Source organism: Paraburkholderia sp. BL6669N2 (assembly GCF_003387275.1).
Taxonomy (GTDB): domain Bacteria; phylum Pseudomonadota; class Gammaproteobacteria; order Burkholderiales; family Burkholderiaceae; genus Paraburkholderia.
This window is the reverse complement of sequence record NZ_QUNA01000001.1, coordinates 2,324,528-2,340,780: the sequence shown is the minus strand read 5'-3', so window position 1 is coordinate 2,340,780 and position 16,253 is coordinate 2,324,528. Positions and strand designations below refer to the sequence as shown.

13 protein-coding genes and 1 tRNA gene are annotated in these 16,253 nt (G+C 63.3%); 7 read left to right on the top strand and 7 right to left on the bottom strand.

From position 1 onward, the window contains the following. Positions 1-8: 8 nt before the first annotated feature. On the bottom strand, positions 9-623 hold the full coding sequence (locus B0G80_RS10600) for an SCO family protein (protein ID WP_116117961.1): 615 nt from the start codon (positions 621-623) through the stop codon (positions 9-11). 406 nt (positions 624-1,029) lie between these two features. Here B0G80_RS10600 and otsB point away from each other — a divergent pair, with 406 nt between their 5' ends. Continuing rightward, positions 1,030-1,779 (top strand): trehalose-phosphatase, encoded by a 750-nt coding sequence (gene otsB, locus B0G80_RS10595; protein WP_116117960.1) that lies wholly within the window; start codon positions 1,030-1,032, stop codon positions 1,777-1,779. A 55-nt stretch (positions 1,780-1,834) separates the two neighbouring features. Then, complete coding sequence (gene otsA, locus B0G80_RS10590) at positions 1,835-3,295, top strand: alpha,alpha-trehalose-phosphate synthase (UDP-forming) (RefSeq protein WP_116117959.1); 1,461 nt, start codon at positions 1,835-1,837, stop codon at positions 3,293-3,295. A gap of 117 nt (positions 3,296-3,412) precedes the next feature. Here the strand turns inward: otsA and B0G80_RS10585 are convergent, their stop codons facing one another. Further along, entirely contained in the window at positions 3,413-5,248 is a 1,836-nt protein-coding gene (locus tag B0G80_RS10585) for an ABC transporter ATP-binding protein (RefSeq protein ID WP_106283741.1), read from the bottom strand. A 690-nt stretch (positions 5,249-5,938) separates the two neighbouring features. Between B0G80_RS10585 and B0G80_RS10575 the strand changes: the two genes are divergently transcribed. The 3 genes from B0G80_RS10575 (at position 5,939) to B0G80_RS10565 (ending at position 8,715) form a co-directional block, all read left to right on the top strand. Continuing rightward, positions 5,939-7,003 carry a glycosyltransferase family 4 protein gene (locus B0G80_RS10575; protein ID WP_106283738.1) on the top strand — a complete coding sequence of 355 codons (1,065 nt, stop codon included), beginning with the start codon at positions 5,939-5,941 and terminating at the stop codon, positions 7,001-7,003. Between the two features lie 235 nt (positions 7,004-7,238). Next, a complete protein-coding gene (locus tag B0G80_RS10570) occupies positions 7,239-8,099 on the top strand; it encodes a hypothetical protein (RefSeq protein WP_116119621.1) in 861 nt (286 codons plus the stop codon). A gap of 151 nt (positions 8,100-8,250) precedes the next feature. After that, positions 8,251-8,715 (top strand): DUF2214 family protein, encoded by a 465-nt coding sequence (locus B0G80_RS10565; RefSeq protein WP_116117957.1) that lies wholly within the window; start codon positions 8,251-8,253, stop codon positions 8,713-8,715. Between the two features lie 185 nt (positions 8,716-8,900). Here the strand turns inward: B0G80_RS10565 and B0G80_RS10560 are convergent, their stop codons facing one another. From B0G80_RS10560 to B0G80_RS10540, 5 genes are all read right to left on the bottom strand, one after another. Beyond that, positions 8,901-10,781 (bottom strand): ABC transporter ATP-binding protein, encoded by a 1,881-nt coding sequence (locus tag B0G80_RS10560; RefSeq protein ID WP_116117956.1) that lies wholly within the window; start codon positions 10,779-10,781, stop codon positions 8,901-8,903. A 496-nt stretch (positions 10,782-11,277) separates the two neighbouring features. Continuing rightward, a tRNA-Val gene (locus tag B0G80_RS10555) sits at positions 11,278-11,352 on the bottom strand. 48 nt (positions 11,353-11,400) lie between these two features. Continuing rightward, positions 11,401-12,135, bottom strand: a complete 735-nt coding sequence (gene dnaQ / locus B0G80_RS10550; protein WP_116117955.1) for a DNA polymerase III subunit epsilon — start codon at positions 12,133-12,135, stop codon at positions 11,401-11,403. 79 nt (positions 12,136-12,214) lie between these two features. Continuing rightward, entirely contained in the window at positions 12,215-12,661 is a 447-nt protein-coding gene (rnhA, locus tag B0G80_RS10545) for a ribonuclease HI (RefSeq protein ID WP_106283734.1), read from the bottom strand. Beyond that, complete coding sequence (locus B0G80_RS10540) at positions 12,658-13,521, bottom strand: class I SAM-dependent methyltransferase (protein ID WP_116117954.1); 864 nt, start codon at positions 13,519-13,521, stop codon at positions 12,658-12,660. The genes rnhA and B0G80_RS10540 overlap by 4 nt, the downstream gene beginning before the upstream one ends. Positions 13,522-13,540: 19 nt before the next feature. Between B0G80_RS10540 and gloB the strand changes: the two genes are divergently transcribed. Both gloB and B0G80_RS10530 read left to right on the top strand, forming a co-directional pair. Further along, complete coding sequence (gene gloB, locus B0G80_RS10535; RefSeq protein ID WP_116117953.1) at positions 13,541-14,332, top strand: hydroxyacylglutathione hydrolase; 792 nt, start codon at positions 13,541-13,543, stop codon at positions 14,330-14,332. A gap of 156 nt (positions 14,333-14,488) precedes the next feature. Next, positions 14,489-16,183, top strand: coding sequence for a transglycosylase SLT domain-containing protein (locus tag B0G80_RS10530; RefSeq protein WP_116119620.1), 1,695 nt, complete (start codon positions 14,489-14,491; stop codon positions 16,181-16,183). Positions 16,184-16,253: the final 70 nt, after the last annotated feature.

Here is a 16,253-nt window from a genome sequence, read left to right as displayed (position 1 = left end):
GGGAAAGGTCAGGAACGGTCATTGATGATGCGGCGCAGGTCTTGCGCGATCGCATCGGGCGTGTCGTGGTCGGTAGCCAGCAGGCGCGCGTGGCCCTGGCTGTCGAACACATAGACGGCGGAACTATGGGTGACTTCATAGTTGCCGGAAGGGTCGCGCTTTTCCATCTGATAAGCGACGCGATAACGCTTGGCGAGCGACTCGATCTGCCAGTCGGTGCCGGTCAGCCCTTCGGCGTGTTGTGCGTCGAAGGCGCCGACATAATCGTGCAAGGCCTGCGCCGTGTCGCGCGCGGGATCGACGGTGATGAACAGGATGCGCACCTTCTGCGCGTCGGGGCCGAGCTTGTCGAGCACCTGCATCAGCCGGCCCATCGTTTCAGGGCAGACGTCCGGGCAATGCGTGTAGCCGAAATAGACGAGCGAGGTGCGGCCCTTGAATGAATCGCCGGTGACGGGGCGGCCATCGTCGCCGGTCAGCGTAAAGTCGAGATCCGGCAGATGGCCGGTCACATTGGTCAACTGCCAGGTTTCCGTGCGATGCGTGCAGCCGGCGAGCGCGGTCAGCGCGCCCAGCGTCAGGGTCAGCGCAAGCAGGCGCGCGGACCGCAGCCTGCGTGACATTGCGAAGAACGGTTGCGAGTGCCGGGATGAGAAGATCGGGAACAAAGCAGGGTTTAGTTACTCGATTGAATTGCGGCGCCGCTCGATGCGCGTGCCGCGCTTGCGCGGTCATAGTGTGCAAATATGGTCGTAACCGCGATGTTTCGCGTGGCTGCGACTTTAGCGCAAATTTCCCGATGACGTCGCGCAGCGCCCACGGGCGCACGGTTTGCGAGGCAATTTGACGCAGGCGGCTGAAAGCCGGGTGAAGCCCGATTGTTCCCATTTTGAACGCAATCGCCGCCGACCGTGGCTGCGACGCCCGGCTGGGCCGGTGCCCAGCCTTACTTTCTCGAAAAATTGATGGATGCGCGGTAAGATGCGCACACTTTTCCGGCCGCAGAAGGCTGAAAGGCAAAACTAACCGATGCAAGCACTTCCGGCTGTTCTGTCTCCGAGCGAGACAGCATTCTTCTTCGATTTCGACGGCACGCTGGTCGAACTCGCGCCCACGCCGGACGGCGTGCTGGTGGAACCTCGCGTGATCGATTTGCTAACCGAACTGCGCAGCTTGACGAACGGCGCGGTCGCGGTCGTGTCGGGGCGCGGTATCGACAGCATCGACAGTTTTCTCAACATGCCCGATCTGCCGATAGCCGGCCTGCACGGCGCCGAGCGGCGCGACGCGAACGGCGACACGCAGCGCATCGGCTTCCATGACGAGCGGCTGCTGCGCATGGAGCAGGTGCTCGCGCAGGTGGTCAACGAGAACGCGGGCATGCTGCTCGAGATCAAGGGCGCGGCCGTGGCGCTGCATTACCGCAATGCGCCCGATCGCGAGCCGGTGGCGCGGGAGGCGACCGAGCGGCTGGTGGCCGATTACGCCGGCTCCTACGTGCTGCAGCCCGGCAAGATGGTCTACGAAATCAAGCCTAAAGATGTCGACAAGGGCCGTGCGCTGCGCGCCTTCCTCGACGAGCCGCCATTCGTCGGCCGCAAGCCGGTCTTTGCCGGCGACGATCTGACCGACGAGAAAGGCTTCGCGGTCGTCAACGAGCGCGGCGGCGTGTCGATCAAGGTCGGTCCGGGCGAGACGCTGGCGCATACGCGTATCGACTCGGTGTCGCATCTGCTCGACTGGCTGGCATCGATCGTCGCGGCGGCGCGCACCGCATGATGGCCGCGTCGCATCGCCCCAGGCAAACCGAGCAGTGCATCGGGAATCGCGCTTCATGAGCCGACTGATCATCGTATCGAACCGGGTTGCGCCGATCTCGGAGGGCGGCCCGGCGGCGGGCGGTCTGGCGGTCGGCGTGTACGACGCGCTGAAGGAAACCGGCGGCATGTGGTTCGGCTGGAGCGGCGACGTGCTCAGCTCGGGCCAGCCGCAGATCAAGGTCGAGGAGCGCGGCCCGGTGACTTTCGCGACCATCGCGCTGATGCGCCGCGACTACGATCAGTACTATCGTGGCTTCTCGAACGCTACGCTGTGGCCCGCATTCCACTATCGCGCCGATCTGCTGCAATACGACCGGCACGATTTCGAGGGCTACGGCCGCGTCAATGCGTGGCTGGCGCAACAACTCGTGCCGCTGCTGCGCGACGACGACGTGATCTGGGTCCACGACTACCATCTGATTCCGTTCGCGCAGGCGCTGCGCGCGGCGGGTGTGAAGAATCGCATCGGCTTTTTCCTGCATATTCCGTTTCCGGCTTCGCAGGTGCTGCTGGCAGTGCCGCCGCATCGCGAACTGGTGGAAGCGCTGTGTTCGTTCGATCTGCTCGGCTTCCAGACAGCGCCGGATCTGCGCGCGTTTTGCGACTATATCGTCAATGAGGCGAACGGCTCGGTCGACGCATCGGCGAAAGGCCCGCTGACGATCGACGCGTTCGGCCGCACGCTGCGCGCGGCGGCGTATCCGATCGGCGTTTATCCGGACGAGATCGCCGAACTTGCGAAAGCGGGTGAGCGCGGCAAACCGGTGCGCACCATGAAAGCGACGCTGCATTCGCGCAAGCTGATCATGAGTGTGGACCGACTCGATTATTCGAAGGGATTGGTCGAGCGGTTTCGCGCGTTCGAGCGTCTGCTCGAACACGCGACCGCGCAACGCAACAAGGTGTCGTTCCTGCAGATCGCGCCGCCGACGCGCGCCGACATGCATGCGTATCAGGATATCCGCTTGCAGCTGGAAGGGGAGTCGGGGCGGATCAACGGGCGTTTCGCCGAACTGGACTGGACGCCGATTCTCTACATCCACAAGCAGTACGAGCGCTCGGTGCTGGCCGCGCTGTTCCGCACCGCGCACGTTGGCTATGTGACGCCGTTGCGCGACGGCATGAACCTCGTCGCCAAGGAGTATGTGTCGGCGCAGGATCCGGAAAATCCCGGCGTGCTCGTGCTGTCGCGCTTTGCCGGCGCCGCGCAGGAACTGGACGGCGCGTTGATCGTCAATCCGGTCGATATCGACGGCATGGCCGAGGCGCTCGCACGGGCGCTCGACATGCCGCTCGCGGAGCGTCAGGCGCGTCATCGCGACATGATGGTGCAGTTGCGCGAGAACAATGTGTCGGTGTGGCGCGATAACTTCATGCGCGATTTGCAGGGCGTCGCTGGTGCAAAGAGCACCCGAAACAGGAAGGCGCGCGCGGTGTCGGGGAAAAAGGCGGCGCGGGAGACGCAGGCTGGGTAGGCCGCGGTCGGAACTGCTGTTGTGGCAACGCGCGTAAAAGAAAAGCCGCTCCGAGAGCGGCTTTTCTTATGAATGGCGACGACGGCGCGCGGCTCAAAGCATGCCGCGCTCGCAGGCTTACACCACGTGCTGTTCGTCGACCTTCTTGCCGCCGATGTGCAGCGTATGGCCCTTGCCATACTGCTTGGTCAGCAGATCGCGATACAGGCCGGGACGCTGGCGCAGTTCTTCCGGACTGCCGTCGTCGATGACCTTGCCGGCGCTCATCACGATGATCCGGTCGAAGTTGTTCAGCGTCGACAGCCGGTGCGCGATCGCGACCACGGTGCGGCCGACCATCAGCCGGTCAAGTGCTTTCTGGATCGCTTCTTCCGACGCGCTGTCGAGCGCCGACGTGGCTTCGTCGAGGAGCAGGATCGGCGCATTCTTCAGGATCGCGCGTGCAATGGCGATCCGCTGACGCTGGCCGCCCGACAGCTTCACGCCGCGGTCGCCGACGATCGTGTCGTAACCTTCCGGCATCGCCTCGATGAAATCCGCGCAGCGCGCCTCGCGCGCGGCTGCGAGCACTTCTTCGCGGCTCGCCTCCGGACGTCCGTAAGCGATGTTCTCGTACACCGTGCGGTGGAACAGCGAGATATCCTGCGGCACCAGCGCGATCGCATGGCGCAAGCTGTCCTGCGTGATGGTGGCGATGTCCTGGCCGTCGATCTTGATCGCGCCACCTTGCGTCTCGTAGAAACGCTGCAGCAGCGCCAGCACGGTGGATTTGCCCGCGCCCGACTTGCCGATCAGGCCGACGCGCTGGCCGGGTTCGATATGCAGATCGAAGTGATCGAGAATCGGGCGGCGGCGCGGATAGGCGAACGTCACGCTTTCGAAATCGATGCGGCCGCCTTGCGGCACGAGTTCGGTCGCGCCGTCGCGGTCCGGCATGCCGTGCGGTTCGAGCAGCGTGCGCACGGCTTCCGCAAGACGCGCCACGTGCTGCGTGACGTCGACGAGCGCCACGGCGAGGTCGCGCGTGCCGTGCAGGATCGTGAAGCCGAGCGAACTGACGAGCACGATGTCGCCCGAGGTCGCTTTGCCTTGATCCCACAGCCACAGCGCCCAGCCCAGCAAACCCGCCGACAGCAGCGCGGTGATCACGGCATGCAGCAGACGCAGCTTCTCCAGATACAGCAGGCTCTGCTGGCGCGCGTCCATCTCGGCCTTGACCGTTGCGCCGAAGCGCTGCTGCTCGCGAAACGTCATGCCGAAAGCACGCACGAGGCCCATGTTGCTGATCACGTCCACCAGTTCGCCGTCCACCGACGCCGCCTTGGTCGCGAAATGGTGATGGCGCGCCGAACCGCGCCCGGCCAGCTTGTACAGCACGACCGACAGGATGGCCGAACACAGCATCAGGCCGCAGGCCATCAGCGGATTCACCGCGATGATCATGACGATCGCGCCCAGCACCGCGATACACGGCGGCAGCACGTTCCACGCGGTGGTGTTCTCGGCCGTGTAGACCGCGTTCGAGGTCGCCGTGATCCGGCTTGCGAGCATGCCCGGCTGCTTCTCGGAGTAGTACGTGGGCGAGTGTCCGCTCAGATACTGGAACAGGTCGCGCCGCAGATCGCCGGTCACGGCGACGAACGTATGCGCGGCGACCCAGCCGCCGACCCGCCATAGCAGGTTGTCGGCGGCGATCAGGCCGACCAGGATGGCGAACGCGCCCCACAGCGGGCCGGGATGGTGCCGGCCCTCGCCAAGCACGTCGATCAGATGTTTGATCGCGTACTGCGAAGCGAGCGCGCAGCCCACGGCCGCAAACACGCTGCACAGGACGATCGCATGCGCGAGCGGATGGCGACGGATGAAGCGGAAAAGGAACGCGAGCGGCCGGTGCGCATAGCTCGCGAGCTTTGCGTTCTCGGCATTACGCTGGGCGATGGTTAAATGTTCCAATTGATCGTGAGGTTCGTATGTTTCGGGTTGTGCATGCAAAGCGTGGGCCACATGGAAAGGTTCGCCGCGAAGCCGATGCTTCGCATTGTAAACATGCAAAAGCGATTGCGCCCTGTGTATCCGGGCCGCGGCGCGATTGATTTCGCGATAGACGTCCGCCACCTGCGGCTGTTCGACCCGTCTGAAAGGCCGGGGGCCGCACGAGTTGCGGAAAATTTCGGGATATAATTACAAATTGCATTCAACCGCAGTGCGGCATTTCTTCAACGCTTGCCGGCAAAGTTGACGCAGGAGCTTGCCGGACCACTTCGGCGGTCCCGTGCCGCAAGCCAGTTGCCACTGTAGAACTGTCTTAGAAAACAAGGGTTTGCAAAGTGTTTCGCGTTTGTAACAACGTAAAGACTTTGAAATGTTGTGGTGCAGCGTGAACCCCGGCATCGATAATGCATGCTCTGTAGGCCCACCGAATTTTCTGACAGTTTGTCAACGTAGGTGTCATGTGTGCGTTTACCGGCACATGCGCAGACATTGATCACGGGTCTGGGCTCACTACCCAAGCGATCCATCGCGGGATTTCTCGAAAGAATCAGGCCCGCGCCGGCAAGTCCGGCCAGACTGCCCTGGCGAGCAAGCGAGTCGCTTTTATCAAACGCAGCACCTTTGCCTGATTTTTTACGAGGAGTTTTTCATATGCGAATCGCTCAAATCGCTCCGTTGCACGAGGCGGTTCCTCCCAAGCTGTATGGCGGTACGGAACGCGTGGTGTCTTATCTGACTGAAGCTTTGGTCGAGCAGGGCCACGACGTCACGCTCTTTGCGAGCGGCGATTCGATAACCTCGGCGAAACTCGAAGCTTTCTGGCCGCAGGCGCTGCGCCTCGACCCGACCATCCGCGACGTCATGGCGCCGCACATGCTGCTGCTCGAAGAAGTGCGCCGCCGCGCGGACGAATTCGACGTGCTGCATTTCCACATCGACTACTACCCGTTCTCGCTGTTCGCCCGTCAGCCGGTGCCGTTCCTGACCACGCTCCACGGTCGTCTCGATCTGCCGGAACTGCAACCCATTTTCAACACGTTCAACGACGTGCCGGTGGTGTCGATTTCGGACAACCAGCGCATTCCGCTGCAACAGGCGAACTGGCTGCAAACCGTCTATCACGGTCTGCCGGAAAACGTGCTCACGCCGATCCCCGACGTCGAGCCGGGCTACCTCGCTTTCCTCGGCCGCGTCTCGCCGGAGAAGGGCCTTGACCGCGCGATCCGCATCGCCGGCCAGGCAGGCATGAAGCTCAAGGTCGCGGCCAAGATCGACAAGGCCGACCGCGCCTATTACGAAGAAGTGATCAAGCCGCTGATGGCGCTCCCGCACGTCGAGTACATCGGCGAAATCGGCGAAGCCGAAAAGCGTGAGTTCCTCGGCAACGCGCATGCACTGGTGTTCCCGATCGACTGGCCGGAGCCCTTCGGTCTGGTCATGATCGAAGCGATGGCGTGCGGTACGCCGGCAATCGCGTTCAACCGCGGTTCGGTGCCGGAAGTGATCGAAAACGGCGTGTCGGGCTTCGTCGTGGAAGACGAAATCAGCGCGGTCGCCGCAGTCAAGCGTCTGCACACGCTGTCGCGCGCCGGTGTGCGCAAGGCGTTCGAGTCGCGCTTTTCGTCGAAGGTCATGGCGAAGAACTACGTCGCGACTTACGAAGAACTGCTGCGCCAGAAGCACCGCACGGTGCTGCGCGAAGTCAACGCCAGCTAATGCGCGACAGGTAAAGTCATAACGGTTCGAGAAGCGCTCACGCGTTTCGACGACCGCCAGCAACGCCCCGTGCGCCGTCCGCCCACGGGGCGTTGTTGCAAGCGCGCCGCGTTTTTTTCTTTCAACCGACGAAAGTGTGGGTTTCGGTCCGTAAGAATGAGCCGCTGTCCGTAATATCCCTATAATGGCCGTGCCGCAAATTTGGCTGCGGCGCCGCCGACGACAGGAGGATGCCTTGGCGAGAACGAAAGAGACGCGCGCGAACGCGGCGCCCGGCGCCGGAACGATTTTCGCGCTGCGCGCCATCGGTCTCGTGATCCTCGCTCGCTGGCTTTTTTCGATGGCGGATCTGGATGCGGGCGCGTCGCTGCTGGCCATGCTGTCCTCGCCGTGGGCGTGCATCAACCTCGTCTTCCTGTTTCTGCTGATCTTCCTGCCGGGCGCTCGCGCCGTGGCCGAGCGTCCATTTCATCCGCTGCCGCAATGGCTGCGGCAGGCGCTGCGTCTGTTTGCTTTCCTCGGGTTCCTGTTTGCGGTCTGGTCGGTCGGCGCGTTTGCCGCGAGCGCCGGCTGGCGGCGTGCCGCCAATGCGGTGGCGGCCTCCAACGGCTGGTTGCTGGCCGCGCCTGCGCTGTATGCGGCCGTGCTGTGGATCTGCCGGCCGCGCGCGCTGTGGCGCACCAATATCGCCGCGCGCCGTTTCGCGATCGGCCGCTATGCGGTCGCGCTCGATCCGGCCACGCGGACGGTGATCGTGTGGGCGGAGCGCCGCAAGGTGGGGCAATACGACGCTCGCGAATTGACCGTGCGCTGGGCAGCGGGGCACGACGCACGAGCCACGCCGACGCCAACGCCCACTCCCGCCGTGGCGTTCGGCGCCGTCGGCGAGTCGAATGGATCCGGCGCGTCGCTTGGTGCGGCGACTGCGCCGTCGTTGACCCGCGGCGACTTCGGCCGCCGTCCGAAGATCGAGTTACTGTGGGATTCGCCGGCCGCTGCGGGCCACAACCGTCAAACCGTGTTCCGCACCGCGCTGACGACCGAAGGCGATCGGGTCGCCGCCCGCGCGCTTGACACATCCTTGCAGCAGGTCTGAATCTGCCGATTTGTGCAGTCGGCCACACCCCGTGGCCGAAGCAGGCGTTGTAGATTGAGCCGTAGTCGATAATGAAGTCATGGCGCCCGGCACTTCAGCGCGGGCGAGTGAGACATACAACGATCGTGTCGCGTCCTTTGCAGGAGTCGCCATGCTGGTTCGCTGGTTGCTTGCCGCCATCCATCTGCTTGCTTATGGCTTTGCGCTCGCGTCGATTCTGCGGCGCACCTGGGCGTTGCGCCGTGCCACCGTGCCCGCCGCGCTGCGCTCCGTGTTCCGGGCGGATACAGGGTGGGGCATTTCGGCATTGGTGCTGATCGTCACCGGATTGATGCGCGCTTTCGGCGGTTTCGAAAAGGGCGCCGACTACTATCTCCACGAGCCGCTCTTTCATCTCAAGATGACGCTGCTCGTGATCATTCTCATCCTCGAAGTCCCGTCGATGCTCGCGCTGATGCGATGGCGCGCCGCAATCAGGAAAGGCGCCGCGCCGGATCTGCACAAGGCGCGCTCTTACGCACGCTATAGCGTGATACAGACGATTTTGATGGTGTTGATGGTGTTTGCAGCGACCGGGATGGCGCGCGGGGTGGGGTTGCCTGCGGGCGTGGTGTAGTTCGCAGCGCCCGGCATTCGCGCGGCGCATGAACGAGGCGTTTGGACGGTTCGCGCCGATGAGCACATACGCTTGCGCGTTAGAACCCGCACCCGCGCGCATAAAAAACGGGCGGTGGAACGCCAACCGAAAGCGCGCCTGAATACTCGCGATTTCTAGCTGACGTCCCGCACGCCCACTTCAATTTACTTCCCGACCAGCAAGCTGGAGTCGTCGGTCCGGTTCACGCTCTGCCGCGCGGCCCGAGTCGTCGCGAGTTCCGGTTCACCCAGACCCTTGATCAACTCCAGCGCCTGGCGCTCGAACAACCGCCGGTACAGGCCGTTCTCGAGTCTGATCAGCGCGTCGTGGCTGCCTTCCTCGATTACCTTGCCCTTATCCAGCACCAGCAGCCGGTCCAGCGCGCGCACGGTGGAAAGACGGTGCGCCACCACCAACGTGGTGCGGCCCATCATCAGCCGTTCCATGGCCTGCTGGATCAACACTTCGCTTTCGCTGTCGAGACTCGACGTCGCCTCGTCCAGAATCAGGATCGGCGCGTCGGCGAGAAACGCTCGAGCGATGGCGACGCGCTGACGTTCGCCGCCCGAGAGCTTGACGCCGCGTTCCCCGACCAGCGTGTCATAGCCATTGGGCAGCGCCGTGATGAAGCCGTGCGCGCTCGCAAGCTTCGCGGCGTGCTCGATCTCGGCACGGCTCGCGCCGGGCCGCGCATACGCGATGTTCTCGGCGAGCGAGCGGTGAAACAGCACCGGCTCCTGCTGAACGATCGCGATCTGGCTGCGCAGCGACGCCTGCCGCACCTGGGCGATGTCCTGACCGTCGATCGTGATCCTGCCTTCCGAAATGTCATAGAGCCGCTGGATGAGCTTGATGAACGTAGTCTTCCCCGAACCCGAATGTCCGACCAATCCGACGCGCTCGCCCGGCGCAATGCGCACGGAGAATTTGTCGTAAAGCGGCTGACCGTTCGTTCCGTAGTGGAAGGTGACGTGCTCGAACCGGATCTCGCCTTTGCCGATCGTGATCGGACCCGCGCCGGGGCGGTCCTCGATACCGAGCGGCTGGCTTTCCTGCGACACCAGTTCCTCCATGTCGTTGACCGAGCGTTGCAGGTTACGGATGTGCATGCCCACTTCGCGCAAATAGCCTTGCAGCATGAAGAACATGGTCAATGCGAATGTGATGTCGCCGACACCCGCCTCACCGCGCGCCCACAACAGCAGCGCCGCGCCGAGGATCGCGGTCTGGATCGCCACCAGCATGCCGCCCTGGACGCCGCCGTTGATCGTGCCGCGCATCCATGTGCGGCGCGTGCGGTGCCGCCACTTGGCGATCACGCGCGCGAGCAGCGCTTCTTCGCGCTCTTCCGCGCCGAACGCCTTGACCACGCCGTTGCAACTGACCGCGTCAGCGAGCGCGCCGCCCATGCGCGTGTCCCACGCATTCGCGAGACGTGCGGCCGGCGCGACAAAGCCCAGCGACATGGCCACCGTCACCACGATGTAGAGCACCGAGCCGATGCCGACGACCGCGCCCATCATCGGCCAGCGCCAGCCGAGCAGAACGGTCGCGCCGAGCAGCATGACGAGAGACGGCAACAGGGCGACCAGCAGCGTGTCGTTGAGCAGGTCGAGCGCCCACATGCCGCGCGTGATCTTGCGCACGGTGGAACCGGCGAAGCTGTTGGCGTGCCAGTCGGTCGAAAAGCGTTGCACGCGATGAAACGCGTTGGCCGCGATCTCGCTCATCATCTTGAGCGTGAGCCGGATGATGTTGAAATACACGCCTTGCCGCAGCAACGTGGCGCCGAGGCCGAGCGCGCCCAGCACGCAAAAGGCCGTGATCGCGGCACGCCAGGCGACGGCGTTGCTCGCCGCGCCGGACGCGATGGCGTCCACGAGGCGTCCCGCGAACATCGGCGTGAGTACGTCGGCCAATGCCGAGAGCAGCACCAGCGCCGTGATGACGACGATGCGCCAGGGCTGCTGCGCCCAGTGGTGGAAGGTAAAGCCGAGGACGTCCTTGAAGGCTTGTCCGCGAAAGTCGAGTTTTTTTCTGGTCATTTGTCACGCCCCGTGGCGCATGAGCGCAGCGAGGTTCCAGTCAGAAGCGAAAGGGCGAGACAGTCAAAACGCGCCGGAATACATCGGCGATTGAACTGCGGACTGTCTGGGAACGCGCGGAGTGCCTGATTCAGGCGACACCACGTGAACGGCAATTCGGCGACTTAATCGGACAGATTAAGGTCGCGAAAACGCTCGCGAGACCATGCCGGGGACGGCGATACGCATTGCAAACATGTGACGCCTCCCTATGGTCGAATGAAGTGGAAAGATGGACGGGGCGAAGCCCGAGTGCGAACTATATCAGTAGTTTCAGGCGGCCGCAAACGTACGAAGATTCGGAGTTGACGACTGGGCCCGACGTTGAGCGTTGGAATCTGCCTGGCATTCCGTACGGTTTCCGCACACAGATCCATAAGCCAAACAAGAAATGAAAAAGGGCTCGCGCATTTCTACGTGAGCCCTTTAGTCTTCGGTGATCGACACACCAAAATTCTGGTGGGTAGTACTGGGATCGAACCAGTGACCCCTGCCGTGTGAAGGCAGTGCTCTACCGCTGAGCTAACCACCCGAAGAGAGCCGAATTATGTCAGCAATTTTCGGGCTCGTCCAGTACTTTTTAAGCGGTTTGCTCATCCGCAGCGGGCGCCGGTTCGAGGCGCCACACGCTCGTGCCCTTGACCGCCTTGTCGAGACCGTCAAGCACCGACTGGTGCGCGGCGAGTTCATCCTCGCTGGCGGAAATCACGATCAGGTCAAGCGAACTGATCGCCACGCGCGGCGCATGCGAATCGCCGCCGCCGTGCGACTCGCCGAGCATGTCGATGACAAGGCTTTCCTGGCCGCGCGTCATCGCCAGATAAACTTCGGCGAGCAGTTCCGAGTCGAGCAGGGCGCCGTGCAGCGTACGGTGCGCGTTGCTGATGCCGAAGCGGTCGCACAGTGCGTCGAGCGAATTGCGCTTGCCGGGGAACATCTGCTTGGCGCGCGCCAGCGTGTCGATGATTTCGCCGCAGTAGGTTTTCACCGGCGGCAAACCCAGCAGCGCGAACTCGGCATCGAGAAAGCCGATATCGAACGGTGCGTTGTGGATGATCAGTTCCGCGTCCTGGATGAAGTCGCGAAACTGATCGGCGATCTCGGCGAACTTCGGCTTGTCGCTCAGGAACTCGGTGGTCAGTCCGTGCACGGCCAGCGCGCCCGGATCGCTGTCGCGTTCCGGATTGATATAGAAGTGCAGGTTGTTGCCCGTCAGCCGACGGTTCACCATTTCGACGCAACCAAGTTCAAGGATCCGGTCGCCGGTGCGGGCATTCAGGCCCGTGGTTTCGGTATCGAGGATGAGTTGACGCATGTCGGATTAGCCTGCCTAAAGATATTTGCGGAAAAAAGGGTGCGCACGCGGTGGGCGGCGCGCGCCGTCGCGGCAGGAGTTACATCTGTGCGAGCGATGCGACGCCGCGATTGGCCAACTGATCGGCGCGCTCGTTTTCCGGGTGGCCGTTGTGCCCGCGCACCCAGCGCCACTCGATTTCGTGTTGCGCGACGAGCGCGTCGAGCCGCTTCCACAAATCCGCGTTCTTGACCGGTTGTTTCGCGGCGGTGATCCAGCCTTTCTTCTTCCAGCCGTGGATCCATTCGCTGATGCCTTTCTGCACGTATTGCGAGTCGGTGTGCACGACCGCTTTGCAAGGGCGCTTCAGTGCTTCGAGCGCGGCGATCACGCCCATCAACTCCATGCGGTTGTTGGTGGTGTTGGCTTCGCCGCCGAACAGTTCTTTTTCCTGGTCGCCGAAGCGCAGCAGCGCGCCCCAGCCGCCCGGGCCTGGGTTGCCCTTGCAGGCGCCGTCGGTATAAATATCGATGAGATCGGAAGTCATTGAGTATGGTTGCGTGTATTCGGTGTGGCGGCGGGCGCGAGGCCTGCGGCGAGGACGGGTTTCTTCACTTTCAGCGGGCCGACGAGACGCATGCCGCGCACGCGCTTGATCGCCTTGATCATGTAGGTGGCGCCGAAAATCGGCCACCAGCGGTCGCCGGCGGCTTCCATGAAACCGTAGCGGGCGAGCCATTGCTCGCTGCCAAGCGGCGGACGATAGCAGCCGAAACGCCCGCGTTCAAGGTCGAAGCCGAGCAGCTTGATCCAGTCTTTCAGGCGCGTGAAGGCGATCAGGTCGACGGCGGCCGGCACGAACGGCCGGCCGGTCATCTTGCCGACCGATTGCCGCGCGCCCCACAGCGACAGCGAATTGAAGCCGAGAATGATCAACTGGCCTTCGGGCATCAGCACGCGCTCGGCTTCGCGCAACAGACGGTGCGGGTCGCTCGTGAATTCCAGCGTGTGCGGCATGACGATCAGATCGACGCTTTGCGCTTCGAACGGCAGGTCCAGCAGGTCGCACCAGACGGCGCTCCGTCCAGCCGGCGCCGGCAGGCCCACAAGTCCGCTCTGTGTGGTGCCGTTATGCGAACCGTTGCGATCGCCATTGCCGGCACGCCCCGCGCCGCGCGGATACGCATACGGCGCGCTCGCTCCGCTCGCGGCGTCGAGCACAAGCCCGCGGCACGGCATGCGGTTCTCGCGCAAGGCGTCGAGTTGCGGCAGGCCAAGTTGCAGCGCATGGTAACCGAACACGTCCGACACCACGCGGTCGAGTTGGGTCTGCTCCCACTCGAGTACGTATCGGCCAGGTGGCGAGTCGGTCCAGGCGGGCCAGTCTATAATCGCTCGGTCAGTCATATCAAAGAATGCGTCGCCTATGAATGCGCTCGAGTACGTACCGGTCCCGGCGTTTGATGACAATTACATCTGGGTCGTTTCCGACGGACACCACGCGGCGGTCGTCGATCCGGGTGAGGCCGCCCCCGTAAAAGCCTATCTGGCGAAACGGGGTTGGCGGCTGAGCGCTATTTTACTCACGCACCATCATCAAGACCACGTCGGCGGGGTGGCCGATCTGCTGAATGGCCAGGCCGTGCCCGTCTACGGCCCCGCTGGTGAAGCGATCGAGCATCTCACGCATCGTCTCAAAAATGGCGATCACGTGTCGATTGCCGCGCCCGCGCTCGAATTGAGCGTGCTCGACGTGCCGGGCCACACCAGCGGCCACATCGCCTATTTCCAGGCGGCCGACCCGCACGGCACGCCGCACGTGTTTTGCGGCGACACGCTGTTCGCCTGCGGTTGCGGCCGGCTGTTCGAAGGTACGCCGAAGCAGATGCTCGCCTCGCTGGACGCGCTGGCCGCGCTGCCCGGCGCGACCGAGGTTCACTGCGCGCACGAATACACGCTGTCGAATATCCGCTTCGCGCTCGCCTGCGAGCCTGGCAACGCCGAACTGCAAGCCTGGCGGGACAAAGCGAGCGAACTGCGCGCGCGCGACGTGCCCACGCTGCCCACCACGATCGCCCATGAACGCGCCGTGAATCCGTTCTTGCGCGCGGGCGTTGCGGCGGTTCAGGCGACCTTGCAGGAGCAGTTGCACGAGAAGGTGCCGGATCGATTAACAGCCTTTACCTTGATGCGCGAATGGAAGAACCGCTTCCGTTGACCCACCTCCCGGCAGGGTAATCCTCACGCGAAGAATCGGAAAAATTCGCCAAGCCCAAGATTTACTTGATTTTTTCGTAATTTTCCGATTGACGTAAACGTTGCCGTTTCGTACTATCGGCTGCAAATTCCAGCCCTTGTGGAAGCCGAGATTTTCATGCGATTTATCTTTAGTGCGTTGCTGGTCCTGACGCTCGCCGCCTGCGCGAGCCAGGGACCGACGACGAGCATTCCGAACACCGCAACCAACCCCGCCAGTCAGCAAGCCGTAGCAGACGCCCTTCGCAAGTCAGCCACCGCCAAAGAGACGATCAACGTCGATCAAGGCTCCGTCACTCAGTTGACGAGCGCCGACGCCGACCTTTGGGGCCGTATTCGCCGTGGTTTCCAGATGCCTGACCTGCAAACCGACCTCGTCGACATGCAGGTCAACTGGTATGCGCAGCGTCCTGATTACGTGCAGCGCATGACCGAGCGCTCGCAGAAGTACCTGTACCACATCGTCGAAGAACTCGAGGCGCGCCATATGCCGACCGAGCTCGCGTTGCTGCCGTTCATTGAATCGGCGTATAGCCCGCAGGCGTTGTCGGTGGCGAAGGCGGCCGGCATGTGGCAGTTCATGCCGGGCACGGGCCGCACCTACAACCTCAAGCAGAACATGTGGCAGGACGAGCGCCGCGACGTGCTGGCCTCGACCAGCGCCGCGCTCGACTATCTGTCGCGTCTGCATGACATGTTCGGCGACTGGCAGTTGGCGCTCGCGGCGTACAACTGGGGCGAGGGCAACGTGCAGCGCGCGATTGCGCGCAACGAGGCGGCGGGCTTGCCCACCGACTACCTCAGCCTGCGCATGCCGAACGAGACGCGTAACTACGTGCCGAAGCTGCAGGCGGTCAAGAACATCGTGATGAACCCGCAAATGTACGGGCTCACGCTGCCGACCATTCCGAACCACCCGTATTTCGTGACGGTGACCACCTCGCACGACATCGACGTGGACATGGCCGCCAAGCTCTCCAATCTGTCCCTTGACGAGTTCCGCTCGCTGAACCCGTCGTTCAGGAAGCCGGTGATTCTCGGCGCAACGCAGCCGCAGATCCTGCTGCCATTCGACAACGCCAGCGCCTTCGAGCGCAATCTGAAGACTTACTCCGGCTCGCTGTCGTCGTGGACCACGTACACGGTCACCGAACGCGCGACACCCGCGGCGATCGCGCAAAAGATCAGTGTCGACGCCGACACGCTGATGGAAGTGAACAAGATTCCGGTCGGCATGCGGTTGAAACCCGGCTCCACGATTGTGGTGCCGCGCGGCTCGGACGACGACGAGGACATTAGCGCCGACGTTGCCGAAAGCGCCGTGCTGGCTATGGAGCCCGACGTCCCCGATACGCGCAAGATGCTGATCCGCGTACGCCGCAATCAGTCGATGGCAGCCATCGCCGTGCGTTATGGCGTATCGGTCGGGCAGTTGAAAGCATGGAACCGTACACATCGCGACGCCGTTTCGCGCGGTCAGGTGATCGTGCTGCATGTGCCGGTCGGCAAGGCCATGCCTAGCGAGCCGGGTCCGGAACGCATCGCGACCGATGTGCAGGGCGGCGGTGTCGAGAAGATCGGCACCCGCGTCGCGGACACCAGAAGCGAATCGCGCTACGACAAAAAGAAGGGTCGTGGCCGGGCCGAGGTAGTGAAGGTTTCCGAGCCGGTAGGCAGGGTCGTCAAGCCGACCGCATCCAGCGCCAGCAAGGGCAAGGTGACCAAGGTGTCGGCTTCCACGTCCAGCAAGGCGTCGAAGGCTGCGGCAGAGAGCCGCCCAAAGACCACGGCCAGCGCGAAGAAGAGTAAGTAGGCCAATAACGGCTCACACGGCAGTGACCACATGCGTTGCGGGGCAGCGCATGAATTGCGCTCCGATCACG

Excerpts from the sequence above, each read along its gene's own strand:
- B0G80_RS10560 (WP_116117956.1), bottom strand. The coding sequence starts at position 10,781 with ATGACCAGAAAAAAACTCGACTTTCGCGGACAAGCCTTCAAGGACGTC.
- B0G80_RS10575 (WP_106283738.1), top strand. The coding sequence starts at position 5,939 with ATGCGAATCGCTCAAATCGCTCCGTTGCACGAGGCGGTTCCTCCCAAG.
- otsA (WP_116117959.1), top strand. The coding sequence starts at position 1,835 with ATGAGCCGACTGATCATCGTATCGAACCGGGTTGCGCCGATCTCGGAG.
- B0G80_RS10565 (WP_116117957.1), top strand. The coding sequence starts at position 8,251 with ATGCTGGTTCGCTGGTTGCTTGCCGCCATCCATCTGCTTGCTTATGGC.
- B0G80_RS10530 (WP_116119620.1), top strand. The coding sequence starts at position 14,489 with ATGCGATTTATCTTTAGTGCGTTGCTGGTCCTGACGCTCGCCGCCTGC.
- gloB (WP_116117953.1), top strand. The coding sequence starts at position 13,541 with ATGAATGCGCTCGAGTACGTACCGGTCCCGGCGTTTGATGACAATTAC.
- B0G80_RS10600 (WP_116117961.1), bottom strand. The coding sequence starts at position 623 with ATGTCACGCAGGCTGCGGTCCGCGCGCCTGCTTGCGCTGACCCTGACG.
- rnhA (WP_106283734.1), bottom strand. The coding sequence starts at position 12,661 with ATGACTTCCGATCTCATCGATATTTATACCGACGGCGCCTGCAAGGGC.
- B0G80_RS10540 (WP_116117954.1), bottom strand. The coding sequence starts at position 13,521 with ATGACTGACCGAGCGATTATAGACTGGCCCGCCTGGACCGACTCGCCA.
- dnaQ (WP_116117955.1), bottom strand. The coding sequence starts at position 12,135 with ATGCGTCAACTCATCCTCGATACCGAAACCACGGGCCTGAATGCCCGC.
- otsB (WP_116117960.1), top strand. The coding sequence starts at position 1,030 with ATGCAAGCACTTCCGGCTGTTCTGTCTCCGAGCGAGACAGCATTCTTC.